This window comes from Geothrix alkalitolerans (assembly GCF_022808885.1).
GTDB lineage: Bacteria > Acidobacteriota > Holophagae > Holophagales > Holophagaceae > Geothrix > Geothrix alkalitolerans.
This window is the reverse complement of the sequence record NZ_JAKZLE010000001.1, coordinates 479,007-501,941: the sequence shown is the minus strand read 5'-3', so window position 1 is coordinate 501,941 and position 22,935 is coordinate 479,007. Positions and strand designations below refer to the sequence as shown.

At 68.3% G+C, this 22,935-nt stretch carries 25 protein-coding genes; 10 read left to right on the top strand and 15 right to left on the bottom strand.

What is annotated here, in order from left to right:
- Window positions 1-4: 4 nt before the first annotated feature.
- From nuoK to MLJ35_RS02210, 8 genes are read right to left on the bottom strand one after another with little or no spacing between them, the layout of a single operon-like run.
- Entirely contained in the window at window positions 5-307 is a 303-nt protein-coding gene (gene nuoK / locus MLJ35_RS02245) for an NADH-quinone oxidoreductase subunit NuoK (protein ID WP_243294227.1), read from the bottom strand.
- Window positions 307-858: an NADH-quinone oxidoreductase subunit J gene (locus MLJ35_RS02240; RefSeq protein WP_243382648.1), complete on the bottom strand. Its 552-nt coding sequence runs from the start codon at window positions 856-858 to the stop codon at window positions 307-309. Before MLJ35_RS02240 ends, nuoK begins: the two co-directional genes overlap by 1 nt.
- Window positions 859-892: 34 nt before the next feature.
- Window positions 893-1,396 carry a NuoI/complex I 23 kDa subunit family protein gene (locus MLJ35_RS02235; RefSeq protein ID WP_243286485.1) on the bottom strand — a complete coding sequence of 168 codons (504 nt, stop codon included), beginning with the start codon at window positions 1,394-1,396 and terminating at the stop codon, window positions 893-895.
- A gap of 10 nt (window positions 1,397-1,406) precedes the next feature.
- The gene (locus MLJ35_RS02230; RefSeq protein WP_243382646.1) at window positions 1,407-2,573 is read right to left on the bottom strand and encodes a complex I subunit 1/NuoH family protein; all 1,167 of its coding nucleotides are present in this window, start codon (window positions 2,571-2,573) and stop codon (window positions 1,407-1,409) included.
- Window positions 2,574-2,592: 19 nt separating this feature from the next.
- Window positions 2,593-3,693 (bottom strand): NADH-quinone oxidoreductase subunit D, encoded by a 1,101-nt coding sequence (locus MLJ35_RS02225; protein WP_243382644.1) that lies wholly within the window; start codon window positions 3,691-3,693, stop codon window positions 2,593-2,595.
- Between the two features lie 9 nt (window positions 3,694-3,702).
- Window positions 3,703-4,581 (bottom strand): NADH-quinone oxidoreductase subunit C, encoded by an 879-nt coding sequence (locus MLJ35_RS02220; protein ID WP_243382643.1) that lies wholly within the window; start codon window positions 4,579-4,581, stop codon window positions 3,703-3,705.
- Complete coding sequence (locus tag MLJ35_RS02215) at window positions 4,581-5,090, bottom strand: NADH-quinone oxidoreductase subunit B (RefSeq protein ID WP_275975692.1); 510 nt, start codon at window positions 5,088-5,090, stop codon at window positions 4,581-4,583. Before MLJ35_RS02215 ends, MLJ35_RS02220 begins: the two co-directional genes overlap by 1 nt.
- Window positions 5,081-5,467 carry an NADH-quinone oxidoreductase subunit A gene (locus MLJ35_RS02210; protein WP_476729709.1) on the bottom strand — a complete coding sequence of 129 codons (387 nt, stop codon included), beginning with the start codon at window positions 5,465-5,467 and terminating at the stop codon, window positions 5,081-5,083. The genes MLJ35_RS02215 and MLJ35_RS02210 overlap by 10 nt, the downstream gene beginning before the upstream one ends.
- A gap of 101 nt (window positions 5,468-5,568) precedes the next feature.
- Here MLJ35_RS02210 and MLJ35_RS02205 point away from each other — a divergent pair, with 101 nt between their 5' ends.
- On the top strand, window positions 5,569-7,200 hold the full coding sequence (locus MLJ35_RS02205) for a GspE/PulE family protein (RefSeq protein ID WP_243320192.1): 1,632 nt from the start codon (window positions 5,569-5,571) through the stop codon (window positions 7,198-7,200).
- 139 nt (window positions 7,201-7,339) lie between these two features.
- Here the strand turns inward: MLJ35_RS02205 and MLJ35_RS02200 are convergent, their stop codons facing one another.
- Both MLJ35_RS02200 and MLJ35_RS02195 read right to left on the bottom strand, forming a co-directional pair.
- The gene (locus MLJ35_RS02200) at window positions 7,340-9,238 is read right to left on the bottom strand and encodes an FUSC family protein (RefSeq protein ID WP_243382641.1); all 1,899 of its coding nucleotides are present in this window, start codon (window positions 9,236-9,238) and stop codon (window positions 7,340-7,342) included.
- A complete protein-coding gene (locus tag MLJ35_RS02195; protein WP_243382640.1) occupies window positions 9,235-10,989 on the bottom strand; it encodes an ABC transporter ATP-binding protein in 1,755 nt (584 codons plus the stop codon). The genes MLJ35_RS02200 and MLJ35_RS02195 overlap by 4 nt, the downstream gene beginning before the upstream one ends.
- Window positions 10,990-11,121: 132 nt before the next feature.
- Here MLJ35_RS02195 and MLJ35_RS02190 point away from each other — a divergent pair, with 132 nt between their 5' ends.
- From MLJ35_RS02190 to MLJ35_RS02180, 3 genes are read left to right on the top strand one after another with little or no spacing between them, the layout of a single operon-like run.
- Entirely contained in the window at window positions 11,122-12,483 is a 1,362-nt protein-coding gene (locus tag MLJ35_RS02190; protein ID WP_243382638.1) for an ABC transporter substrate-binding protein, read from the top strand.
- On the top strand, window positions 12,480-13,127 hold the full coding sequence (locus MLJ35_RS02185) for a hypothetical protein (RefSeq protein WP_243382636.1): 648 nt from the start codon (window positions 12,480-12,482) through the stop codon (window positions 13,125-13,127). Before MLJ35_RS02190 ends, MLJ35_RS02185 begins: the two co-directional genes overlap by 4 nt.
- The gene (locus MLJ35_RS02180; RefSeq protein ID WP_243382635.1) at window positions 13,124-13,831 is read left to right on the top strand and encodes a hypothetical protein; all 708 of its coding nucleotides are present in this window, start codon (window positions 13,124-13,126) and stop codon (window positions 13,829-13,831) included. The genes MLJ35_RS02185 and MLJ35_RS02180 overlap by 4 nt, the downstream gene beginning before the upstream one ends.
- A 14-nt stretch (window positions 13,832-13,845) precedes the next feature.
- Here the strand turns inward: MLJ35_RS02180 and MLJ35_RS02175 are convergent, their stop codons facing one another.
- Window positions 13,846-15,099 carry an L-serine ammonia-lyase, iron-sulfur-dependent, subunit alpha gene (locus tag MLJ35_RS02175; protein WP_243382633.1) on the bottom strand — a complete coding sequence of 418 codons (1,254 nt, stop codon included), beginning with the start codon at window positions 15,097-15,099 and terminating at the stop codon, window positions 13,846-13,848.
- 360 nt (window positions 15,100-15,459) lie between these two features.
- Between MLJ35_RS02175 and MLJ35_RS02170 the strand changes: the two genes are divergently transcribed.
- On the top strand, window positions 15,460-15,930 hold the full coding sequence (locus MLJ35_RS02170; RefSeq protein ID WP_243382631.1) for a peroxiredoxin: 471 nt from the start codon (window positions 15,460-15,462) through the stop codon (window positions 15,928-15,930).
- Between the two features lie 124 nt (window positions 15,931-16,054).
- Here MLJ35_RS02170 and MLJ35_RS02165 read toward each other — a convergent pair whose 3' ends face one another.
- From MLJ35_RS02165 to MLJ35_RS02155, 3 genes are all read right to left on the bottom strand, one after another.
- On the bottom strand, window positions 16,055-16,834 hold the full coding sequence (locus tag MLJ35_RS02165) for an enoyl-ACP reductase FabI (RefSeq protein ID WP_243382629.1): 780 nt from the start codon (window positions 16,832-16,834) through the stop codon (window positions 16,055-16,057).
- A gap of 88 nt (window positions 16,835-16,922) precedes the next feature.
- The gene (locus MLJ35_RS02160; protein WP_243382628.1) at window positions 16,923-17,240 is read right to left on the bottom strand and encodes a CcdB family protein; all 318 of its coding nucleotides are present in this window, start codon (window positions 17,238-17,240) and stop codon (window positions 16,923-16,925) included.
- Window positions 17,240-17,464 (bottom strand): type II toxin-antitoxin system CcdA family antitoxin, encoded by a 225-nt coding sequence (locus tag MLJ35_RS02155; protein WP_243382626.1) that lies wholly within the window; start codon window positions 17,462-17,464, stop codon window positions 17,240-17,242. Before MLJ35_RS02155 ends, MLJ35_RS02160 begins: the two co-directional genes overlap by 1 nt.
- A gap of 115 nt (window positions 17,465-17,579) precedes the next feature.
- Between MLJ35_RS02155 and MLJ35_RS16070 the strand changes: the two genes are divergently transcribed.
- The 5 genes from MLJ35_RS16070 (at window position 17,580) to MLJ35_RS02130 (ending at window position 21,274) form a co-directional block, all read left to right on the top strand.
- Window positions 17,580-18,656 carry a tetratricopeptide repeat protein gene (locus MLJ35_RS16070; protein ID WP_243382624.1) on the top strand — a complete coding sequence of 359 codons (1,077 nt, stop codon included), beginning with the start codon at window positions 17,580-17,582 and terminating at the stop codon, window positions 18,654-18,656.
- A 21-nt stretch (window positions 18,657-18,677) separates the two neighbouring features.
- Window positions 18,678-19,526, top strand: coding sequence for a tetratricopeptide repeat protein (locus tag MLJ35_RS02145; RefSeq protein ID WP_243382622.1), 849 nt, complete (start codon window positions 18,678-18,680; stop codon window positions 19,524-19,526).
- 175 nt (window positions 19,527-19,701) lie between these two features.
- Complete coding sequence (locus tag MLJ35_RS15775; protein ID WP_275976290.1) at window positions 19,702-20,178, top strand: type II secretion system protein; 477 nt, start codon at window positions 19,702-19,704, stop codon at window positions 20,176-20,178.
- 141 nt (window positions 20,179-20,319) lie between these two features.
- A complete protein-coding gene (locus MLJ35_RS02135; RefSeq protein WP_243382621.1) occupies window positions 20,320-20,793 on the top strand; it encodes a prepilin-type N-terminal cleavage/methylation domain-containing protein in 474 nt (157 codons plus the stop codon).
- 73 nt (window positions 20,794-20,866) lie between these two features.
- Complete coding sequence (locus MLJ35_RS02130) at window positions 20,867-21,274, top strand: type IV pilin protein (protein WP_243382619.1); 408 nt, start codon at window positions 20,867-20,869, stop codon at window positions 21,272-21,274.
- A gap of 444 nt (window positions 21,275-21,718) precedes the next feature.
- Here MLJ35_RS02130 and MLJ35_RS02125 read toward each other — a convergent pair whose 3' ends face one another.
- Complete coding sequence (locus MLJ35_RS02125; protein WP_243382617.1) at window positions 21,719-22,921, bottom strand: type II secretion system F family protein; 1,203 nt, start codon at window positions 22,919-22,921, stop codon at window positions 21,719-21,721.
- Between the last annotated feature and the right edge of the window lie 14 nt (window positions 22,922-22,935).

Here is a 22,935-nt window from a genome sequence, read left to right as displayed (position 1 = left end):
GTCGTCATCCCTTCAGCAGGTTGATGTCGTCCACCTGGACGGTGTCGCGCCGCCGGTAGAGGGCCACCACCAGCGCGAGGCCCACGGCGACCTCTGCGGCCGCGAAGCCCATCACGAGAAGGGCGAAGGCCTGGCCTGAGGCGGACCCGCTGTGGCGGGCGAAGGCGATGAAGTTCAGGTTGGCGGCGTTGAGCATGAGCTCCACGCACATGAGGATGATCAGGGCATTGCGGCGGATGAGCACCCCCGCGATGCCGATGGAGAACAGCAGGAAGGAGATCACGAGGACTGCGTTCAGGCTGACCATCACACCCGCTCCGTCTTTGCCAGCACCACGGCGCCCACCAGGGCGACCAGCAGGATCACGCTGAGGATCTCGAAGGGCAGGAGGTAGTCCGCGAAAAGGCCGCGGCTCACTGCCTGGGCGTTCTGGTGGGCCACGTCGAGCCCCTTGGCCAGCTCAGGCCGGAGCACCAGGGCCTCCGGCGAGGGAGCGCCGAAGATGGCCTTGCGGAACACCCCCAGGAACAGGGCCACGCCGCCCGCGACGGCCAGAACCGCGTAACGGGACTGTAGCTGGAAGACCTCGCCCTCGTGCTTCTTGCTCATCTCCACGAGCATGACCACGAAGAGGAAGAGCACCACGATGCCGCCCGCGTAGACCAGGATCTGGGCCACGCCCAGGAACTCGGCCTCCAGCGCGAGGAAGCAACCGGCGATGTTCAGCATCGCGAAGAGGAAGCCCAGCACGCTGTGGATCGCGCTCCTGGCGCCGATCATGATCAGGGCGCCGACAAGGGCCAGGACGCCGAAAATGGCGAACATGTTCCGGCCGATCGTTTCGATGAAATGTTCCATGGGACGTCCTCTGGATAGGCGCGAAGGGATGGAGTCAGTCGTCAGCCACGCTGAACTTGCCCACGTGCGAGGGCTCGAACATGTTCTGGCCCAGGCCCTCCGTGCCGAGGGAGAAGTCCTCGCGGTTGTAGGCGGCCAGTTCGAACTGGTGGTTGAGGATGATGGCGTCGAATCCGCAGCTCTCCACGCAGAATTCGCAGAAGATGCAGCGCTCCATCTCGAAGTCGTACCGCACGGGATAGGGCATCTTGCGCCCCTCCTGCTTGCCCTTCTCGATGGTGATCACCTGGGTGGGGCAGATCTTTTCGCAGGCCAGGCAGCAGACGCACTTGATCACGCCCTGCTCGTCCTTCAGCATCGTCAGGCGCCCGCGGAAACGCGGCTGGACCTTGGCGGGAACCTCGGGGTATTCGGAGACGATGTGGAAGGGCACCTTGCGCCGGTTGGCCGTGAAGAAGACCTGGCGGAAGTGCTTGCCAGTGACGGACAGGCCCTTGGCGATGTCAGCGGGGAGAAGGGTCCTGAGGAACTTGTTCATGGACGGCCCCTTAGACGACGAAGCAGCGGATGGCGGCCGCCAGCAGGAGGTTGACCAGCGCCAGGGGGATCAGGTACTTCCAGCCCACGGCCATGATCTGGTCGTACCGGTAGCGGGGGATGGTGCCGCGCACCCAGATGTAGGTGAAGAGCAGGAAGACGATCTTGGCCACGAAGAAGATGGCGTGGGGCTCCGCGAACCAGGACAGGAACCCGGGCAGGTAGGGGTTCAGCAGGCCCTGCAGGCCGAAGGGCAGCAGCCAGGGGCCGCCCAGGAAGAAGGCGGAGGCCAGGGCCGACACGACGGTCATGTTGATGTACTCGGCCAGGTAGAAGAGGCCGAACTTCATGCCGGAGTACTCGGTGTGGAAGCCCGCCACCAGCTCGTTCTCGGCCTCGGGCATGTCGAAGGGCAGGCGGTTGGTCTCCGCGAAGCCGCAGGTGAGATACAGCAGGAAACCGATGACCTGGGGGATCAGGGCCCAGACGGGCATGCCGACCGCCATGCGCGTGGCCATCTCGCTGAAGTTCAGGCTGGAGGACAGGACCACCGGCGCGAGGAGGCTGAGGGTCAGAGGGACTTCATAGCTCACCATCTGGGCCGCGCTGCGCAGGCCGCCCAGGAGGGGGTATTTGGAGTTCGAGGACCAGCCGGCCAGGACGATGCCGTACACACCCACCGTCGCCACGCCCAGGATCCAGAGCAGGCCCACGTTGATGTCGGAGATGCCCCCGGAAACCGGGAGGCCGCCCAGGTAGGGGAACCAGGTGGGGAACGTGAAGAAGGTGCCGGGCACGAAGGAGATCGCGGCGAACACCACGATCGCGGCCACCATGCTGATGGACGGCGCGAGGAAGAAGACGAACCTGTCGGCCTTGGCCGGGATGACGTCTTCCTTGAGGATCAGCTTCAGGACGTCGCCCACGAGGCCGGGAATGCCGCGCCAGTAGGAGATGACGGGCACCTTGCCCATCTTCCACATTCTGCGGTTCATCCAGCCACTGAAGCCGACATGGCCACTGGCGACGCGGGTGGAACCGAGGCGCTGCTGGAGGTGGCCGAGCACCTTGCGCTCGGCGAACACGGTGAGGGGGACGACGACGAAGACGAAGATCACCACCATCAGGCACTGGATGAGGGTGATCACGATGGACTGGGTGAGGGTCGGGGTCGGCATGTCTTGGGATCCTCGTCGGCTAGCGGTCGATCTCGCCGAGCACGATGTCCAGGGATCCGATGGCCGCGACAACGTCGGCGATCAGTCCTCCCTCGGCCATCTTGGGCAGGGATTGGAGGTTGATGAACCCGGGAGCCCGCACGTGGAAGCGGTAGGGGTTCAGGGAACCCTTCTCGCCCACGAGGTAGTACCCGATCTCGCCCTTGGGCGACTCGGTGGCGTGGTAGACCTCGTTGACCTCGGAGCGCAGGATCTTGGGCAGCTTGGCCATGACGGGGCCTTCCGGCATGCCGTCCAGGCACTGCTGGATGATGCGGGCGCTCTGGCGCATCTCGGCCATGCGCACCTGATACCGGGCGTAGGTGTCGGCCTCGGTGCGGGTGGGGACCTCGAAGTCCATCTCCTCATAGGCCGCGTAGGGGAAGGCCTTGCGGATGTCGTAGGCCACGCCGGCCGCGCGCAGCATGGGGCCGGTGACACCCAGGGCGATGGCGTCCTCGGCGCTGAGGCGGGCCACGCCGATGGTGCGCTTCTTCCAGATGCGGTTCTCCGTGAGCAGGGCCTCGTACTCCTCGAGGCAATCGGAGAACTTCGCCAGGAACTTCCGCACCATCTTCTCGAAGCCGGGAGGCAGGTCCTCGCGCAGGCCGCCGATGCGGAAGGCGGTGGTGGTCAGCCGGGAGCCGCAGAAGGCCTCGTTGATGTCGAGGACGTCCTCGCGCTCGCGGAAGGCGTAGAGGAACACCGTCAAGGCGCCGATGTCCATGGCGTGGGTGCCCAGCCAGATCAGGTGCGAGGCGATGCGGTTGAACTCGTTCAGCAGGGTGCGGATGTACTGGGCGCGCCGCGGCACGGTGATGCCGAGCAGCTTCTCATTGGCTTCCGCCCACCCCAGGTTGTTGGCCACGGCGGAGCAGTAGTCCATGCGGTCCGTCCAGACCTGGCCCTGGAAGAAGGACTGGTTCTCGCAGATCTTCTCCACGCCGCGATGCAGGTACCCGATCATCGGCCGGCAGTGGGTGACGGTCTCGCCATCCAGCCGCAGCTTGACCCGGAGCACGCCGTGGGTGGACGGGTGCTGCGGGCCCAGGTTGATTTCCATTTCCTCGTTCTTGAACACCGTCCGCTCCTAGTCCGCCTTGGGTTGCTTCAGGTTGATGCCCAGCTGGCCGGCCTTCTGGAGGGCGATGCGCTCGAGCATGCCGCCGCGATCCTCGCGGAAGGCGATGTCGCGCTGGCCCCAGCCCACGGTCGGGTAGTCCTTCCGGAGCGGATAGCCTTCCCAGTCCTCGGGGCAGAGGATGCGGGTCATGTCGGGATGGTTCTGGAAGCGGATCCCGAGCATGTCGTAGATCTCCCGCTCCATCCAGTTCGCGCTCGGGTAGAGCGAGCAGGCGCTCTCCGGCGCGAAGCCCTCGGGCACGAGGATGCGCAGCCGGAGCCGCTTGCGGCGGCTGATGCTCGTCAGGTGGTAGACCACGCTGCAGGCATAGTCCTTGGCCGCCGGGTAGTGGGTGGCGGACTGGTCGGCGAGCATCTCGTACTTCAGTGCCGCCTCGTCGCGGCAGAACGCCAGCGCCTCGTGGATGGCTTCCTTCTTCACCTGGCAGACCAGCTCGCCGGCCTGCTCGAAGATCTCCTCGACCTTGTCCCCCAGGAGCTCCTTCAGCTTCAGGAGGTCGGCGTCCGTCGCCTCCTGCGGAACCGGGGGCTTCATGTCGTTGTCGTCCTTGCGGGGGACGGGCCGGACCGGCGGCTTGGGGGCATCCTTCCCCTCGGCCTCGGCCTTGGCCTTGGCGGTCTCGTAGTCGGCCAGGGTCTTCTGCCACTTGGCCTCGTCCGCCTCGGCGGCCGCCTTCTGCTCGGCCACGTAGGCGCGGTGGCTCGGCAGAGGCACCGTCTTCGGCATGGCGATCTGGCGGTACGGCGCCGCCTTGTAGTCGTACACGTAGGGGCCCGCGGGCACCTCCGCGGATTCCGGAGCCTGGGGGACGTTCGGTTCCGACATCAGCCGACCTCCTCGAAGATGTCCTTGTACCGGTCGGCCAGGCTGCTGGTCATGATCTTGTCCTGCAGCTTCAGGAACCCGTAGATGAAGGCCTCGGGACGGGGCGGGCAGCCCGGGATGTAGACGTCCACCGGGATGACCTTGTCCACGCCCTGGATCGTGTGGTACGAGTCGAAGGGCCCGCCGGCGGTGGCGCAGGAACCCATGGCCATCACCCACTTCGGCTCAGGCATCTGGTCGTAGAGGGTCTTGATGACCGGCGCCATCTTGTACGTCACCGTGCCCGCGATGATCATCAGGTCGGCCTGGCGCGGGCTGGCGCGGAAGATCCCGGCGCCGAAGCGGTCGAAGTCGAAGCGGCTGGCGCCCGCGGCCATCATCTCGATGGCGCAGCAGGCCAGGCCGAACGTCACTGGCCACACGCTGGTGGCGCGGGACCAGTTCATGACCTTCTCGACCTTGGTGGTGATCAGGATGTGCTCAAGGGCGGTGGGTTGGTTCATTCCCATGTCAGGGCTCCCTTGGACCAGATGTAGCCGTAGCCGAACAGCAGCAGGAACAGGAACAGGCCCAGTTCGATGAAGCCGAAGACGGCCAGTTCCTTCATCTGAATGGCCCACGGCATCAGAAAGACGGTTTCCACGTCGAACACCAGGAACATCACCGCCACCAGGTAGTAGCGGACCGAGAACTTCTCCCGCGCTCCGCTGGTGGTGACGATGCCGCATTCATAAGTTGAATACTTCGCGGCACTTGGCCAACTCGGGCGCAAGAGCCGTGACAGATTCAGGATGATGATCGGCAGGGCCACTGCTACCAGGATCAGCAGCAGGATGGACGCGTACCCACGCATGGAGCCTCCAGGACCAGTCATTGTGCGGCGCAGGTACGGCGCAGGTCAACGATCGAAGCCAACCGGGGCGTCCTTTGTGATCCAGGTCCGATTCCGCGCATCCGGGCGGGCGCGCCTTCCAGTAGGATGATTCCATGACTTTTCCCAATCCTCCGGAGCCCGCGGATAGTGTCGAGACCGGCGATCCTGGCCTGACTGGCTTCCGGCCCGCCCGGGAGCTGTACCCCACCCTGGACCTCACCCGGGAGCTGGTGGAGTTCGCCCTCTTCCAGGCCATCCCGCTCGACCTGATGCTCAAGCACCATTTCGTGCCGGTGCAGGAGCGCGAGGGCGTGCTGTGGCTGGCCATGGCCGATCCCCTGGACATCCCCACCCAGGACCTCCTGCGCCAGCAGCTCAAGCGCCCCCTGCGCTTCGCCGGCGCGCCCCTGGCGCAGATCCAGGAGGTGCTGAAGAAGTCCGAGAGCGGGCAGAAGGTCATGGACGAGGCCGGCGAGGCCCTCAAGATCCAGGTGCTCCACGAGGAGGACCTGGACGAGGAGGTGCTCGACCTCGAGCGCCTGACCGACAAGGACGAGGCCCCCATCGTCCGCCTCGTCGACACCACCGTCTTCAACGCCCTCCAGCGCCGCGCCTCCGACATCCACCTCGAGACCACGGCCTCGGGCTTCCAGATCAAGTACCGCATCGACGGAAGCCTGTATCCCGCCGCCGAGCCCATCGACCGGCGCTTCGCCTCGCCCATCATCAGCCGCATCAAGGTCATGTCCGAGCTGGACATCGCCGAGAAGCGCAAGCCGCAGGACGGCCGCTTCAAGCTCAAGGTCCGCGGCCGGGCCATCGACTTCCGCGTGAGCATCATGCCCACCATCCACGGCGAGGACGCGGTGATCCGCATCCTCGACAAGGAGAACCTCACCGAGGAGTTTCAGGCCCTCAGCCTCGAGATCCTGGGCTTCTCCGAGCACGAGCTGAAGCGCCTGCGCCGCTTCTCCCGCGAACCCTACGGCATGTTCCTGGTGACGGGCCCCACGGGATCGGGCAAGACCACCACCCTCTACGCTGTGCTGAGCGAGATCAAGGCCCCCGAGGACAAGATCATCACCATCGAGGACCCCGTCGAATACCAGCTCGAGGGCGTCACCCAGATCCCCGTGAACGAGAAGAAGGGCCTCACCTTCGCCCTGGGCCTGCGCTCCATCCTCCGCCACGATCCGGACAAGATCCTCGTGGGCGAGATCCGCGACCCCGAGACGGCCCAGATCGCCATCCAGTCCGCCCTCACGGGCCATCTGGTCTTCACCACCGTCCACGCCAACAACGTGCTGGACGTCATCGGCCGCTTCCAGCACATGGGCGTCGAGGTCTACAACTTCGTGTCGTCCCTGAACTGCATCTTGGCCCAGCGCCTCATCCGCGTGCTCTGCCCCAAGTGCAAGCGCCCCGCCCCGCTCCCCGCCCCCCAGGAGCTGGAGGAGAACGGCGTGGACGAGGCCTGGCTGCGGAGCGCCACCCTCTTCGACCGCGTGGGCTGCGTGGACTGCCACGGCACGGGTTTCCGGGGCCGGCAGGCCATCATCGAGTTCATGGGCCTCAACGACGAGATCCGCGAGCTGCTCATCCAGCGCGCCCCCACCCGCGAAGTGAAGGCCGCGGCCCGCCGGGGCGGCATGCAGTTCCTCCGGGAGAGCGCCATCGAGAAGGTGAGACTGGGGATTACCACCTTCGCCGAGATCAACAAGGTGACCTTCCGCGACGGGGCGTAGCTCCCACCCGCGATCGGACGCGACATCAAGTCGCGTCCTCCCGTTTCGATCCCGCTCCGCGGGCTCTCAACGGAGCGGGGCCTCCTTCGCCGAGATCAACAAGGTGACCTTCCGCGACGGGGCCTGATCAGGCCGGGGGTCACCCGAAGGTCAGCAGCTCCGCCGAGGTCTCCAGGCCATCCGCGAGGTCGGTCAGCACCTGGCGCAAGGGGGCGTCCGGGGTGACGCCGGCCAGTCGCCTCAGCTCCCCGGCGGTGCCGCGGGGATCCTCCACCAGCCGCCGCAGGGCGCCGAAGGCCGCCGCCCTGGTGGACCCGCCCGCCGTCTCCGGGAGCTCATGCAGCGCCTCGATGGCGTGCCCCAGACTCAGCACCGCCAGCATCCCCTTGGGCCAGCGCCATCCCAGATCCTTGGCGCGGCCCAGGTGGAGCGAGAGCCGCAGGATCTGCCGCGCGCCGCGGGCCCGCCAGTCGCCGATGGCATCCCCGGGGCCGGGCTCCACCATCCGGAGCAGGTCCCGACGGATGACGCCGACGGCTTCCTCCGCCTGCTTCACAGAGCTGCGCGGCACCAGGATGTAAGCGCCGGCCTCCAGGCCAGCCGCGGCGGCCAGCGCGGCCGATCCGCCGACAATGGCCAGAGGGCTGACGACCGCTGTGGCGCCGGCCTGGCTGGCCAGCATGAAACACATGTTGAAGTCCACGCCCGCGATGGCCGTGCGGGGGTGGGCCCTCAGGAGGCCGCCGACCAGCAGGAAGGGCGCCAGGGTCCACCACAGCGCCGGAGGCGCGGGAAAGACCGGCTGCACTAGGAGGCGGTACAGGGCTGCCACGGCGGCCCCGGCCACCACACCCGTCAGCAGCTTGGGCGCGACGCGCTGGGGCAGCGCCATGGATCCCAGCACCAGGGGGAAGATGCAGAGGCCCATCGCGGCCTGGACCACCAGGGGCGAGGCGGTCCCGTGGGCCAGGGTCGCGGCCAGGAATGCGGAGGCTCCGGAGGCCAGGGCCGTGCGTCCGGCCTGGGGCCACTCCCGGTGCGGCGCGAGGACAGCCAATTCGCGCCGGAAGGGGAGCGCCCTGGAGGCCTCCAGAGGCCGGGCCAGCGCCGCGTTGGCCTCAAGAAGACGGGCCAGGGCACGGGAGAGGCGATCGCCTGCCCCCGCGTCGATGGGAGAGGTCTCCTCCAGCGGCAGATCCGATGCCGAGCGCAGGCGCTCCGCCAGGGAGGTCAGCCGGGGGACCAGCCCCTCCGTCCAGCCGACCGGCGTGCCCTCCCGGCCCGCGGGCGCGCCTTCGAGGGGCCGGAGCGCCACCGCGGCGCTCATGACGCCCAGCGCGCCCACCACCAGCGAATCCACGTCGTGCAGCCGCCGGTACCCCTCGAAGGATCCCGCCAGGGTCAGGCGGGCGGAGGCCTCCACCTCGCTGATCTCCGCGAGGATGCGGCGCTTCTCTGCGCCCATGGCCGGGGCGCCATGGCGCAGCACCTCCGCGGCGTAGGCCACCGCGTCCGCCGACAGGCCCCGGATCTGGAGGAAGAAGGCCTGGGCCGGCGACTTGGGGGTCGCCAGGCCCGTGATGACCGTGGTCACCAGCACGCCGATGAGGGTGCACTCCACCCGCGCCGTGGCGAGGTCCAGGGAGGCCCCCGGCGCCAGTACGGAGGGGACGACGACGATGGCGGCGGTGATCCCCGCCAACAGCGCCCCGTAGCCATGCACGCCCCGCAGAACGTGCGTGAGGCCGCCGTTGAGGGCCACCCACAGGCCCAGCAGGAGGAACTGGACGTAGGGGGGTGCGGGCACGTGGAGCAGCGCGAAGCCCACGGCCGCCCCCAGCAGGGTGCCCACCACGCGGAAGAGGGCCCGCTCCAGGAGCACCCCGCGGGAGGCCTGGGCCACCACCCACACCGGCATGGCCGCCCAGTAGGCGTTCTGCACATGCACCAGCGTGGCGATGGTGAAGGCGACCCAGGCAGAGAGAGCCAGCACCAGCCCCCGCGTCACCACGGCGCGGTCGAGGAAGGACACCTTCACAGGGTTCCCTTCACCAGCTCCCGTTCCAGGCTCTGCAGCCGCTTGAGGCGTGCGAAAAGGCCCGGCTGAGTGGCCAGAACCTCGGGCGTGTCCAGCTGGACCGCACGGCCCTCCTCCAGCACCAGCACCCGGGTGCAGGTCTCCGCCACGAACACCCGGTGCGTGGCCAGCACCAGCGTGGACTTGCCGAGGAAAGCGCGGAGGTTCTCGAGGATGCGGCTCTCGGTCTCAGCATCCACCGCCGACAGGGCGTCATCCAGGAGGAGCAGGCGGGGGCGGCGCAGGAGGGCCCGGGCCAGGGCCGTCCGCTGGCGCTCACCGCCGCTGAGGGCCACGCCCCGCTCGCCCACCACCGTGTCCAGCCCCTGGGGCAGACGGTGGATCAGGTCGTCCATGGCCACGACCCGGGCGATCTCCCAGATCTCCTCCTCGGTGGCCTCGGGGCGCCCCATGGCCAGGTTCATGCGCAGCGTGTCCGAGAAGAGGAAGGCCTCCTGGGGCACCCAGCCCAGGCCGGCCCAGTGGCGGCGCAGGGTGGCATCCGACAGGGGCTCCCCGTCCACCAGCAGGCGCCCCGCCTGGGGAGCGCGCAGGCCCGCCAGCATCTGCAGCAGCAGGGTCTTGCCCGAGCCGATCCCGCCCACCACGGCCAGGCTGTCACCCGGCGCCAGGGTGAGGTCCAGGGGGCCCAGGCCACGGCCGGTCTCGAAACGGTGGCTCGCGCCATCCAGGACCAGCGCCGCGGGAACCTCCGGCAGCGCGATGGCCTCGGCAGGCGGCAGGGAGGTCTCCGGGCCGTGAAGCAGCTGGTCCAGCCGCTCCTGTCCAGCCTTGGCCCGCTGGAATAGGTTGGCCGACCAGCCCAGGCTCATCATCGGCCAGGCCAGGGCCACCAGGAAGCCCGTGAAGGCGGTGAGGTCGCCCAGGTTGAGGACACCCCGCACCACCAGGCTGCCACCGTAGGCCACCAGCACCAGGGCCGACACGCCGCTGATGAAGGCGGACAGGGGCGCGTAGGCACTGAAGATCACCGACTGCTTCATGCTGAGGGAGGCGTGGCGGCGGCTGAGCTCGCTGAACTGGGCCACCCGGATCCGCTCCAGGCCGAAGGCCTGCACCACGCGCTCGCCGCTGATGGTCTCGTGGCTGTGGGTGGTGAGGGCCGAGAAGGCCAGCTGCAGCTTCTGCTGCACCACATGGCTCCATTTCCCGATGACGTAGTAGCCCATGGCCAGGAAGGAGAAGGGCAGCATGACCGCGACGGTGAGCTTCCAGCTCGTGCTGAACATCAGGCCCAGCGTCACCGGCAGGATCGAGAGCACCTGGAGGAAGCTCATGAGCCCCGGCCCCGTGGCCATGCGGACCGTGCCCACGTCGTCGCCCAGCCGGGACATGAGGTCGCCCACCCGCTGCCGCTCGTAGAAGGCGAAGGGGCGCGACAGCAGGAAGGTGTAGAGGGATTCGCGCTGCTCCCGCTCCACGTCGCGGCTGAGGCCGATGAGCGTGTTGCGCATGAGGTAGCGGCCAATCCCCGCCGCCGCCGTGAAGGCCAGCATCCACGCCAGGAAGACCCGCGAGCCATGCCAGTCCTGGCGCTCCAGGGCGTGCACCGCACGGCCGGACCAGTAGGGCACCACGGAGGCGGCCACGCTGCACCAGACCGTGGCCGCCAGACCCCAGTAGAGGGTCCGCCGGTGGCGATTCATCAGCGGCCACCACCAGAACAGCTTGGATTCCGAAAGATCCGCCACGAGGCCTCCACCAATCAGAGTAGCAACAGCCATCGTCCGGTGGTGTCCCCTGGCGGTGCCGCCTGGCAGGGTCCCTTGGCAGAGCCCTGGGCACCCGGGCATGCTGGATGAAACTTCCTCGAGCCCCCAGCCATGCGGAATCGCCTTGCCGCCCTGACCTTGGTCTTCCTCTCCGCCCTCGCTCCGGCTTGGGGCCAGATGGTCGAGGAGTCCCTGCCCCGGGATCCCGGGCCCCTGGACTTCATCCGCGGCGACAGCTACGAGCAGTGGATCCTCCAGTCCCTGGCCGGCGACGCGCTCGTGGGCCTCGGGTCCGAGGGACAGGCCGTGCCCAGGCTGGCCGCCTCCTGGAAGATCCAGAGGGACGGGCTCATCACCTTCACCCTGCGCGACGACGCGCGATTCACCGACGGCAGCCTGGTGACGCCGGACGACGTGCTCTGGACCTTCTCCGAGATCCGCCGCGACCCCTCCGCCAGCGCCACCAAGCGGGCGATCCTCGACGGCGCGGTGACCGGACAGCAGGACGGCCGGATCTGGATCCGCTCACCCAAGCCCCCCGGCCGCCTGCTGCTGGAGCTGGCCCGGGTGCCCGTGGCCCAGAAGGGCCATCCCGAGCGCGGCTCCGGCCCCTTCCGCTTCCAGAAGGATCCCGCGGCCTGGACCTTCTACCGCCGGGACCACTTCCTGAAGCCGCGCATCGACGGCATCCGGTTCCGCCTGCTGCCCGACCCGACCGCCGTGCTCCAGGCCCTCCAGAAAGGCTGGCTCACCATCGGCGCCCCGCCGGCCCGGCCCCTGCCGCCGCCCACCTCCCATCGTGTGGTCGTCCAGCCCATGAACGCCCAGCTGGTGGTCTGGAGCCACGCCGGAACGGGGCCCCTGCAGCTCCTGGAGCGCTGGCGCCAGGACGCCTTCCCGCCCGGTCTGCTGGGGCAGAACGCCAGGCCCAGCCGCGGCCTGTGGCCCGAGAGCCTGGGCTTCGATCCCCAGGCCATCGACAGTCCGGTTGATCCACCCAAGCCCCCGGGCCGGCTGAAGCTGCTCTATGCCGCAGGCGAGGCGTCCACCGAGAACCTGCTGCTGGCGCTGCGGGACCGGGCCCGAAAGGACGGCTTCGACCTCCAGTTGATGCCCCTGGAGCAGGCCATCCTGGTGGACCGGCTCCGCAAGGGCGAGTTCGAACTGGCCTGTTCCGTGGTGGTCTTCGAGCCCCATCCCTGGGCCGTCCTGGAATACCTCGAACCCAGGGGCCCCATGAACGTCACCGGCTGGTCCGACCCCCAGGTCGCCTCGCTGGCCGCCGGGCTCCGGCAGGCGGGCGATCTCGGCTGGCGGGAACTCCAGGGTGTCTGGGCCAAGCACCCGGCGGCGCTGCCCATCCTCGACTTCCAGAGCGTGGTCTGGGTGGACAAGCGCCTCGCCGTGACGCCCAGCCCCCTGGGTCTGTACCTGGCCACGCCGGGGGCCGCGGGCTGGCGCTGGAACCGGTGAGGCGGGCCAGCCTGCAGGGCCTGGCCGTCTGGGGCCTCGCCCTGGTCCTGGCCTGGAGCCTGCCCGGCGCCCTCTGGCGGCCGGTTCCGCCCCCGTCTTTTCCGGTTCACGCCCTGCTTCCGGCGGCCCTCGCCCTGGGCGCCCAGGCCATCGCGGCGCCGGTGCTGGCCTGGCTTGGCGGGCCCACCCTGGCGGTCCGGAGCTCCCTGGCCCTGCTGGAAGCCCCACCTGATTTGCTCTGGGCCGGCACCTTGCTCGCCCTCTGGCCCGCGGCCTGGGGCCCGCCGGGCCCGGGCGGCTGGCTCGCGGCCTTCCTCCTGGCCGCCCTCCCTGGCGAGGTCCGGTGGCTGGCGACGGCGCTTCCCGGCGAGGTGCCCTTCCCCGCGGCCTGGGGCCGGGCGGTGACGCTCCGGGCACGGCGGCTCGCTCTCGCACGCCTCACGGGCCGCTGGATCGCGGCGCGGCTTCCCATCTGGCTCACGGCCTCGATGGTCCTGGAACGGATGCTGGGCGTGCCGGGCCTCGGCATGGACTGGATGGATCGCGTGGCCGGGCGGGATCGCGCCGGACTTTCCGCCTGGGTGGCGGCGTTGGCCCTGCTCTGGCTGCTGTCCAGATGGATGGATCCGGAGGCCGCGCCGTGAAATGGCGCCTCGCCTTCCTTCTGGCACTGGCCCTCCCGGACCTGCCCCTCGACCCGTTCCACGGGGGGCTCCCCGCCTCGCCCGGCCATCCGTTGGGGGTGGACGACCTGGGGCGGGATGCCCTGCTGCGCCTGCTGCTGGCGGGTTCCCGCAGCGTGGGATTCGCCAGCGCCTGCGCCCTGCTGGGGCTGGGGGCCGCGCTGCTGCTCGCCTGGCACGGCCGGCGCTGGTCCGGCGCGCTGTCCGCCCTGCGCAGCCTGCCGCCGGTGCTCTTCCTGCTTCCCCTGGCCGCGGCCGCCGGAGGCCTCGGCGTCGCGGCCCTCTTTCTGCTGCTGGGCCTGCTGCTGGCCCCCCACCTGGAGCCTCCCCTGCGCGTCAGGCTCGACGCCTTCCGGCAATCGCCGGCCTGGGCCGCAGAGCGGACCCTGGGCGCCACGCCGGCCTCCACCTTCCGCCGCTGGTCTCCCTGGGCTCTGGATCAGGCTGCGGGCCTGTTCCCCAGCGCCTGGCTCGGAGCCCTGTGGGGCGAGGCCACCCTGTCCACCCTCGGTCTGGGCCCCGGTCCCGACCACGACAGCCTGGGGCGCCTGCTGCTGGAACAGCTCCCCCGTCTCGCCACGGACCCCACTCCCCTCGGATGGGCGGCGCTGGCTCTGGTGCTGGGCCTGGCCTGGGTCTCCGTGCCCCGGCGGACGAGCCTCTGAGGCTGCCTCCCTTCTCAGCCCAGCTTGGCCTGCATGATGTCCAGGATCTCCCCATCGGCGCAGGCCATGCCCTGCTGGGCCAGGCGGCCGAGGTGGGCCAGGGAGGCCTCCCCGGTGGCCCCCACGATGCCATCCGTCCCGGGAATGCCGAAGCCCGCCAGGGCCAGTTCCGCTGAACGGAACGCCGCCTCCGCGCCGGTCATGGCCTTCATGGCGCAGCCGATCTTGGCCCCATCGCAGATGAGCCCCGCCAGGTTGCCCACCATGTTGTGGATGGCCAGTTCCATCTGGGGGATGCCGCCACCGCCCAGGTGCACCAGGCCCACGGCGATGCCGATGCCGGCCGCATTGGAGGCCCCGCACACCGCCGATAGCGTCCCAAGGCGGTGGGTGGTGGCCGTGGTCAGGAGGCAGGCCAAGGCCAGGGCCTCCTCGATGCGGGCCTCCTCGTATCCCTTGCGCCGGGCCCACAGACCCAGGGCCACGGATACCGTGATGCCCTTGTTGCCGGAGCCGGCCAGGGACATGACCGTGAGCGGCTCGCCGGACATGCGGCCCAGCACACCGGAGCTCACCAGGCGCGGGATGCGGAGCCAGGGCTCGCCGTCGGGCCCGGGCACGAAGCCCGCCGGGAGGTGGTTGACGCTGTGCTCGGCCATGGCGAGGTTCAGGGCCAGGCCCTCGCGCAGGCGCACCCGGTCCGCCTCGGTGATCGTCCCGGCCAAGGCCACCAATTCCGCCAGGGACATGCTGCCGATCTGCTCCCGGATGCGATCCCCCGTGTCAGGGCCCACCTGGGCCGCGGCGAGGGACACCGCCACGCCATCCGTCTCCAGGCGGGTCAGGCGGGTGTGCTCCTGCTCCAGCACCGCCCGCCCCACGCCCCCTTCGCAGGCCACGGTGCAGTCGATGTAGAGCTCCGTGCGGGAGGCGTCCACCTCCACGTGGAGCGCACCGCGGTCCAGCAGCCGTCCAGCCTGCTCGAGCGCTTCGGGCGTGACAGTTTCAAACATCTGCAGCGCCGGCGAGGGGTCCGGAAGCACGGCCCCCAGGGCAAGCGCCCAGAGCACCCCGGTGCGCCCGCCGCTGTTGGGAATGCCCACGGCGTGGCAGTTCTTGTAGGTGCGCACATCAAGCACCAACCGGGCCATGCGCGGCTCGCCACGCCCCTGGCGGGCCGCCAGGCAGGCGGCGTAGGCCACCGCCGCGGGCTCCGTGCAGCCCAGGGCCGGCTTCCATTCGGCGGACAGGTACTCGGTCAGATCCATGGACAACCTCGCGGCCCCCATTCTGGCCGCAAGACCGCATGTCCCCGGTCACAGGCGGCGGAGGAACGGCTTCCAGGAGAAAAGCTATTTCGCCACCGAATTCGCCGATGGCGGTGATTGCGCCTTGGATGCTTCCCGCTTGGGCCGTCCTCAGGGCGCTTCCGGCTTTGCCGGAAGTCATGGGGGCGTCAGGGCCGCAACTCCCCAGTAGGTCGCGACCCTGGCGCCCCCATAGAACCCATGCTGCAGCGAGGCGGAACTCTGCTTTTCATCGGCGGAATCAGCGAAATCGGTGGCGGAATAACCCTTTTGGGTGGCTTCCCCCACGCCGGGGACTCGACTCGTATTAGGCTACGACCCATGACCTCGCTGATCGGACATCCCCTCCCTGCCTTCTCCCTCCAGGACGACCAGGGCGCCACGGTCGCGGCCGCGGACCTCAAGGGCCGCTGGACCGTGCTCTACGCCTACCCCAAGGACAGCACTCCCGGCTGCACCACGGAGGCCTGTGACTTCCGCGACAGCTGGACCCGCGTGCGGGCCCTGGGCGCCCAGGTCTACGGCCTCAGCCGCGACAGCCTCAAGAGCCACCAGAACTTCATCACCAAGCAGAGCCTCCCCTTCCGCCTGCTCTCCGATCCCGACTGCGCCCTTATCAAGCCCCTCGGCGCCTTCGGCAAGAAGATGATGTACGGCAAGGAAGTGGAAGGCATCATCCGCAGCACCTTCCTCATCGACCCCAAGGGCGTCGTCCGCCACGTCTGGCCCAAGGTGAGCGTGAAGGGGCATGTGCAGGAGGTGCTGGACGTGCTCACGAAGCTGAAAAGCTGATACAGGATTAACAGGATTAAGTGCTTGATTAACAGGACCCAAAAAAGCGATCTCGTTTTTTAAATACCATTAATCCGTCTCTCCATCCTGTTAATCCTGTCCCCGCCTTTCGAACGGCCGGCCCTCACCCCGCCATGATGCTGAAGCCGCCGTCCACGTAGAGCACCTGGCCGGTGATGCCGCGGCCCATGTCGCTGACGAGGAACACGCCGGCATCGCCCACCTCCAGCTGGTCCGTGTCGCGCTGCAGCGGGGTGTGGGAGCGGTGGGCCTTCAGCTTGGAGCCGATGCCGGGGATGGCCGAGGAGGCCAGGGTCTTGATGGGGCCGGCGGAGATGGCGTTCACGCGGATGCCCTGGGGCCCCAGATCCGCAGCCAGGTAGCGCACCGTGGATTCCAGAGCGGCCTTGGCCACGCCCATCACGTTGTAGCCAGGCACCACCCGCTCGCCGCCCAGGTAGCTGAGGGTCACGATGGAGCCGCCCTCGGCCATGAGGGGCTGGGCCGCATTGCAGACCGCCGCCAGGGAGTAGGCGCTGATGTCGTGGGCCACGCGGAAGTCCTCGCGGCTGGTCTCCACGAAGCGGCCTTCCAGGGCCTGCCGGGGGGCGTAGGCCACCGCGTGCACCAGGAAGTCGAGCTTGCCCCACTTCTTGCGGATCTCGTCGAAGGCCATGACGATCTGGCTGTCGCTGCCCACGTCCATGGGCAGCAGCAGGGGGTTCTTCAGCTCCGCCGCCAGCTCGCGGACGTTCTCGCCCAGGCGCTCGTTCTGGTAGGTCAGGCAGAGTTGGGCGCCGGCCTCGGCCACCTTCTGGGTGATGCCCCAGGCGATGGACCGCTTGTTCGCCACGCCGATGATCAGGCCCCGCTTCCCATCCAACAATCCGCCCTTGGCGCTCATGCGATCTCCTCCAGAGCCATGTGCAAACAATCACTTAGCATAGCCGAACCCGCGCCGCCACGCTATACCCGAGGTCAGGACGGGGCCTTCAGAATCCTGCCAGCAGGAGGTCGATGGCCCGGAGAACCTCGTTCCGCGCGTCAGGAAGATCCCCGCACGGAACCCCCAGCTCCCTTCGGGGAATGCCCGCCAGCTCCGGGACCATGGCCACCAGGGAGGCACCTTGGAACCGCATCACCGGGGTCAACCGGGAAATGGCCTGAACCCCGGCGGCTTCGGCCCGGTACAGCGGCACCACCAGCCGGGTACCGAGTTCCGAGAACAGCTCCGATTGCACGTCCAGCAGGTAGGGGACCGCGGCGTTCGTCCGGGGATTGGGGTTCTTGAAGACCGTGCACACCGCCATCAGAAGGTCCGGACTCCATCGCTGAACACCCCCTGGGCCTCGATCCGCCGGTTGTAAGCCTCGATCGCCACCCGGTTCTCCTCCGCCCAGCGCTCCGCCTGCCGGGCCTTCACCGCATAGGCGATAGCTTCCTCAGCCACACCCGAAAGGTTGAGCCCCAGATCCCGGGCTTCCTTCAGCAAATCGCCGTCCAGGCTGAGGTTGACCGCCTTCTTGGATGCCATGGACCCTCCCGATACGCATTGAATATGCGCATCATCCATGCATCCGTCAACCGAATCCTGCCTGTCCGCTTTCAATCCTGATACTCATGTCTTCGCGTTCGCTTGAAGGATGCTCGTGCCCCTCCCCGTCCCCATCGCCCTTGTGTTCCTGGCCCAGCCCGCGGCGCCCTCTTTTCGGGCCGACCTGGATGCGGGGCACTACCTCAAGGTGCTGTCGGTCTCAGAAGCCCGGCTGCGTCAGGACCCGAACGATGCCGCGGCCTGGGCGGCCAAGTCCCAGGCCCTCTCCAGCCTCCAGCGCTTCGCCGAGGCCCACTCGGCCGCGGACCGGGCCCTGGCCTTGAATCCCCGCCTGGCGGACGCCCTCCTGGCCCGGGGCCTGGCCCGGGCGGGCGAGGCCATCCGCCAGCGGGACCTCGGCAGCCTGCGAGGCGCCCTGGACGCCATGGACGACCTGCGTGCCGCCACCGAGGCCGATCCCACGCTGGCCCCCGCCTGGATGAGCCTCGGCCTGGCCTATGAGATGCTGCCGGGCATCCTGGGCGGCTCCACCCGGAAGGCCCTGCGCTGTGCCGACCAGCTGCGGCAGGTGGCGCCGGCCCGGGGAGACCTGCTTCAGGCCCTGGTCCTGGTCGAAGAAAACAAGTGGTGGGAGGCCCAGCCGTACTTCGGTCGCGCCCTGACCCAGGCGCCCCAGGATCCCGAAGTGGTGGGCCAGTGGCTCGATGCCTTGGACCGCCGCCCCGCCAAGAAGGCCCTGGGCGAGGCCGGGAAGAACGCCCGCCTGCTCGCCGAGGCCCCCCGGTTGCTGCCCGGCGTGCGCACCCGCGCCCGGGGCGTGGCCGCCGTCAGCGACGCCTACCTGCACGGCGGCCGCCCCGACCTCGCCTGGCAGGTGGTCCAGGACCACCTCGCCCAGGTGGACGCCCCCAGCCTCCTGCGCCTGCAGCTGGGCAAGGTGGCCGCCGTCAGCGGCCTCCACCGCCCCGAAGGCCTGGCCGCCCTCGACCAGGTCCTCCGCGAGCCCCTCGAAGGCGGCGCCGCCGGCACCCCCGGCGCCTGGTGGCGCAAAGGCCAGATCCTCCGCGACCTCGGCAGGAAGGATGAAGCCCGCCGGGCCGCCCAGGAAACCCTGAAGCTCGATCCGAAGCATCGGGGGGCGAGGGAGCTCCTTGAAACGCTCGGACCATGATCCAGTAGGGTGGGCGGCATCATGAACGGAATGATCGATTGGGGATACGTCCGCAACTGGGGGGCCATTCTCGCCTTGACGGCCCTGGGCGCGGCCCTGCTTTGGGGCCTTGGGTACGCGGTGTACTTGAATCGAATCGGCAGCCGCGGCTGGGCGTCCACCCGGCGATGGCTGAAAACCTCCCTGGCGGTCTTCTCGGTCAGTTTCCTGGTCGCGACCGCCTTCAGGGAAGGCCCGGTGTTGTGGGCCCTGTTCAAAGGCCGCCTGGGTTCCCCGGAGGGCAAGTACCGGACCGGAGTCCTCTACCTGCAGGGGGGGCGGTTTCTTCAGCGATCTCCAGAGCGGGCGGTGCCCGCCTTCCGCCGTGCGGCTGACCAGGGCCATACGCTCGCCCAATTCGCCCTGGCACGCGCCTACCGCTACGGATTGGGGACCCGCAAAGATCAAGCGGAGGCCCTTCGCTGGGCGGAGGCGGCGGCCCAAGGTGGGCATCCGCTCGCCATGGTTCTCGCGGGGGAGCTCCTCCAGGACTCCTCCCCGGCCGAGGCGGGCTCTTTCTTCAAGCGCGCGCTCCCGCTTCTCCGGGTCCAGGGCGAGGCCGGGGATGGCCAGGCCTGCTTCACCCTCGGCTTCCTGTACCGCCAGGGCTTCGGGGTGGTTCCGGATTCCGAAGAGGCCCTCTACTGGATGCTTCTGGCGAGAAGGCTCGGCATTTCCCCCCCGCAGGCCTTTGCCGTAGAGGCCTACGGGAAGAGCCTGCCCCCGGATCAGCAGGTCCGCGCCACGAGCCGAGCCCAGGCCTGGCTCCGGGCCCATGGGAGGCCGCAGGCGGGTCTCCCCATTCCTCCACCGGGCCCTCCGACGCAGTAGGGCAGAAATCTGACCCTCTGCGTCACTCCTGTAACCCTTTCCGGCCCGTCACGGCTTCCCACCGGTCCTTTCTTGCCCTAAGGTGCTGGGATTTCAAGAGCCTTTCGGGAGGATTGGAAAACTGGCATAGGGATTGATACCTTTACACGCGGCCATCGCCCACAAGGAGACATCCATGAAGAACCAGAAGGGCTTCACCCTCATCGAACTGCTGCTCGTGCTTGCCATCATCGGCATCATCAGCGCCATCGCCATCCCCGCCCTGCTGGGCCAGCGTGAGGCCGCCCGCAACCGCGCCACGGCTTCCAACGCCTCCAACATCGCCGGCGCCCTCCAGGTGGCCCTGGGCATCGTGGAAGACCAGCCGGCTGGCCAGCGCAGCGTTGCGGATCTGGATGCGGCTGTCACGGTCGGTGACACCCTGGCGGCCATCGCCGCCCGGCCTGAGTACGCCAACATGAAGAACCCCTTCGACCAGACCCTGGCCGCTTACACCTTCAACGCCGCCGCCGCCGCCCCCGGTGAGGTGGGCCTGAACCCCCAGACCGTGAACGGCCAGAGCGTGGTGACCATTACCTACGGCACCAAGGTCAAGGGTGCCTTTGTGATGAACACTCTGCCCAAGACCCCGGAAAGCTCCCTGGCTCTGTAATCGGAGCCCTTGGGCTTCGGCCTGATCGAAAAGGGGCCGCACCCGTTGCGGCCCCTTTTCTTGCGCTTATTTCAACAAGCCTCACTTCGTTGGCATGGGTCTTGTTTCACCCTCCTCATCCATAGAATCCAGGAGCCGACCATGAGACGAGACACTGGATTCACCCTCGTCGAACTGCTGCTGGTGCTGGCCATCATCGGCATCATCAGCGCCATCGCCATCCCGGCCCTGCTGGGCCAGCGCGAGTCCGCCCGCAACCGCGCCACCCAGGCCAATGCGGCCGACATCGCCGCCGCCATGCAGAACGCCCTGGATACGGTGGAGCAGCCCCAGGCGGAGCGCACCGCCGCCGACCTGGCGATGGCCACCACCATCACCGAGACCATGGCCGTCATGAAGGCCCGCTTCGAGTTCCTCAACATGAGGAACCCTTTCGACCAGACCAAGTACGCCTACACCTTCGGGGCGGCGGCCGCCATTCCCGGAGAGGTGGGTCTCGTACCCATCAACCCGAACGGTTCGTATGTCATCGAAATCACCTATGGACTCAAGGTGCAGGGGGGCGTCCAGATCCACACCCTGGCCAGGACCCCGGAAACCTCCCTGCCTCTGTGAAGCCGGTCCCCGGGCCCCGCGCGCCTATACTCAAATGTCTGTTGAATGGTCCTGAGGCTCTGAAGGAGCTGCGATGAAAAAATCTCCCGCCACCCGAGGCTTCAGCCTGATCGAGCTGCTCCTGGCCCTTGCCATCATCGGCATCCTGGCCATGATCGCCATCCCCCGATTCAGCGGCGCCAAGGACTATGCCCGCCAGGTGGGTGATGCCCGCGCGAACGCCACTGCCCTTCGGATGGCCCTGGAAAACGTGAAGGCGGAAGCCGGGCTCTACCCGACCGCGGGCAACTATGTCTGGTTGCCGGATGGGACCGCCCCCGCCCTGACACCGCCCGTGTCCTTCACGATCAAAGATGCCAGCAAGATGAGGTTCACCCTGGCCATCAACGCGGACCGCCTGACCTACACCATCACGGCCGTCGATACGCAGAACAACAAACAGATGGTCAAGATCGATCAGAGCGGCGCGAACGTACCCTGAGCACAGTGTTTCGCCCCACCCGGTGAAAGCCGGTTCAGTTGCTTGAGGCTCCGGACGGCCAGCGTGCCTGGATCTTCCCTGATACGCGCAGACGCCACGGCCTGAATGGCTGTGGCGTCTGCGCGTACGGCAACACACACGACACGGGGATAGCTCCGGTTCGAGGCCGGCCCTGCAATGGCCTTCGGTGGGAGTCCCGGGCAGGCATTCATGCACTGCGGCGGCCCCGCGGGTGCGGCCATGCCGAAACGGCCAAGGCCACGGCCGCTCTGGCTAGGAGCGCAGGAGCGACAGATGCGTTGGATGAACGAGCAGAAGACAGAGGGTGGACCGGGCGCCATCCAGCCGGGAATCCATGACCGGCGAAGCAAGCGACCGCCGGGTCGCAGTTCCTTCGCCTTCGTCCCGGGATTCGCAGCCAGGAAGCGACCCCGATGAAAGAGGTCACTCCTTCCCGAACACGTTGGCCAGGTTGAAAATGGGCAGGTACATGGCGACCACGATGAAGCCGATGATGCCGCCGAGCATGGCGATCATGATGGGCTCCATGAGGCTGGTGAGGTTGGCCACGGCGTTGTCCACCTCGTCCTCGTAGAAGTCGGCCACCTTGGCCAGCATGGCGTCCAGGGCGCCCGTGGCCTCGCCCACGCCCACCATCTGCACCACCATGGGCGGGAAGACCTTGGTCTCCGCCAGCGGGGTGCTGATGTTGCGCCCCTGCTCCACGGCGTCCTTGGACTTGAGGATGGCGTTCTGGATGACCATGTTGCCGGCGGTGCGGGCCGTGATGTCCATGCCTTCGAGGATGGGCACGCCAGAGCTGATGAGGGTGCCCAGGGTGCGGCAGAACCGGGCCACGGCCACCTTGCGGAGCACGTCGCCGATGATGGGGATCTTCAGCATGAGCGCATCGATCTGGAGCCGGCCCGCGGGCGTCTTGTAGTACTGACGAAGGCCCACCACGATAAGTACCGTGGCCAGAATCAGGATCCAGCTGTAATTGATGAGGGCACTGGAGATGGCCATGCAGACGAGGGTGGGGAAGGGCAGCTTGCTGCCCAGGCCGTCATACATGGCGGAGAAGACGGGGATCACCTTCACCATGATGATGATCACCACGGCGATGGCGATGGTGATGATGGCCACCGGATAGGTCATGGCGCCCTTCACCTTGGCGGTGAGCTTGACGGCCTTCTCGATGTAGCTCGACAGGCGCTGGAGGATGACATCCAGGATGCCGCCGCTCTCGCCGGCGCCCACCATGTTCACGTAGAGGTCGTTGAAGGCCTTGGGGTGCTTGGAGAGGGCCGCCTGCAGGGTGAGGCCTTTCTCCACGTCCTCGCGCACGGCCTCGATGATCTTCTGGAAGCCCTTGTCCACCTGCTGGGCGCCCAGGATCTCCAGGCACTGCACCAGGGGCAGGCCGGCGTCGATCATCACGCTGAACTGCCGGGTGAAGATGGCCAGGTCCTTGGGCTTCACTTTGCCGAAGGACTTGGTGCCCTTGGCAGCCATGGCGCTGATGCCCGTGACTTCGATGCCATTGCGCTTCAGGGTGGCGGCGGCGGCGTCCCGGGATTCGGACACCAGGACGCCCTCCTGGGCCTCCCCCATTCGATTCTTGCCTTTCCATGCGTATGCGGGCATGCGGACCTCGGCGG

Bases quoted from the DNA above. Each gene is read 5' to 3' on its own strand.
- nuoK (WP_243294227.1), bottom strand. From the start codon at position 307: ATGGTCAGCCTGAACGCAGTCCTCGTGATCTCCTTCCTGCTGTTCTCC.
- MLJ35_RS02240 (WP_243382648.1), bottom strand. From the start codon at position 858: ATGGAACATTTCATCGAAACGATCGGCCGGAACATGTTCGCCATTTTC.
- MLJ35_RS02235 (WP_243286485.1), bottom strand. From the start codon at position 1,396: ATGAACAAGTTCCTCAGGACCCTTCTCCCCGCTGACATCGCCAAGGGC.
- MLJ35_RS02230 (WP_243382646.1), bottom strand. From the start codon at position 2,573: ATGCCGACCCCGACCCTCACCCAGTCCATCGTGATCACCCTCATCCAG.
- MLJ35_RS02220 (WP_243382643.1), bottom strand. From the start codon at position 4,581: ATGTCGGAACCGAACGTCCCCCAGGCTCCGGAATCCGCGGAGGTGCCC.
- MLJ35_RS02215 (WP_275975692.1), bottom strand. From the start codon at position 5,090: ATGGGAATGAACCAACCCACCGCCCTTGAGCACATCCTGATCACCACC.
- MLJ35_RS02205 (WP_243320192.1), top strand. From the start codon at position 5,569: ATGACTTTTCCCAATCCTCCGGAGCCCGCGGATAGTGTCGAGACCGGC.
- MLJ35_RS02190 (WP_243382638.1), top strand. From the start codon at position 11,122: ATGCGGAATCGCCTTGCCGCCCTGACCTTGGTCTTCCTCTCCGCCCTC.
- MLJ35_RS02175 (WP_243382633.1), bottom strand. From the start codon at position 15,099: ATGGATCTGACCGAGTACCTGTCCGCCGAATGGAAGCCGGCCCTGGGC.
- MLJ35_RS02170 (WP_243382631.1), top strand. From the start codon at position 15,460: ATGACCTCGCTGATCGGACATCCCCTCCCTGCCTTCTCCCTCCAGGAC.
- MLJ35_RS02165 (WP_243382629.1), bottom strand. From the start codon at position 16,834: ATGAGCGCCAAGGGCGGATTGTTGGATGGGAAGCGGGGCCTGATCATC.
- MLJ35_RS02160 (WP_243382628.1), bottom strand. From the start codon at position 17,240: ATGGCGGTGTGCACGGTCTTCAAGAACCCCAATCCCCGGACGAACGCC.
- MLJ35_RS02155 (WP_243382626.1), bottom strand. From the start codon at position 17,464: ATGGCATCCAAGAAGGCGGTCAACCTCAGCCTGGACGGCGATTTGCTG.
- MLJ35_RS02145 (WP_243382622.1), top strand. From the start codon at position 18,678: ATGAACGGAATGATCGATTGGGGATACGTCCGCAACTGGGGGGCCATT.
- MLJ35_RS15775 (WP_275976290.1), top strand. From the start codon at position 19,702: ATGAAGAACCAGAAGGGCTTCACCCTCATCGAACTGCTGCTCGTGCTT.
- MLJ35_RS02135 (WP_243382621.1), top strand. From the start codon at position 20,320: ATGAGACGAGACACTGGATTCACCCTCGTCGAACTGCTGCTGGTGCTG.
- MLJ35_RS02130 (WP_243382619.1), top strand. From the start codon at position 20,867: ATGAAAAAATCTCCCGCCACCCGAGGCTTCAGCCTGATCGAGCTGCTC.
- MLJ35_RS02125 (WP_243382617.1), bottom strand. From the start codon at position 22,921: ATGCCCGCATACGCATGGAAAGGCAAGAATCGAATGGGGGAGGCCCAG.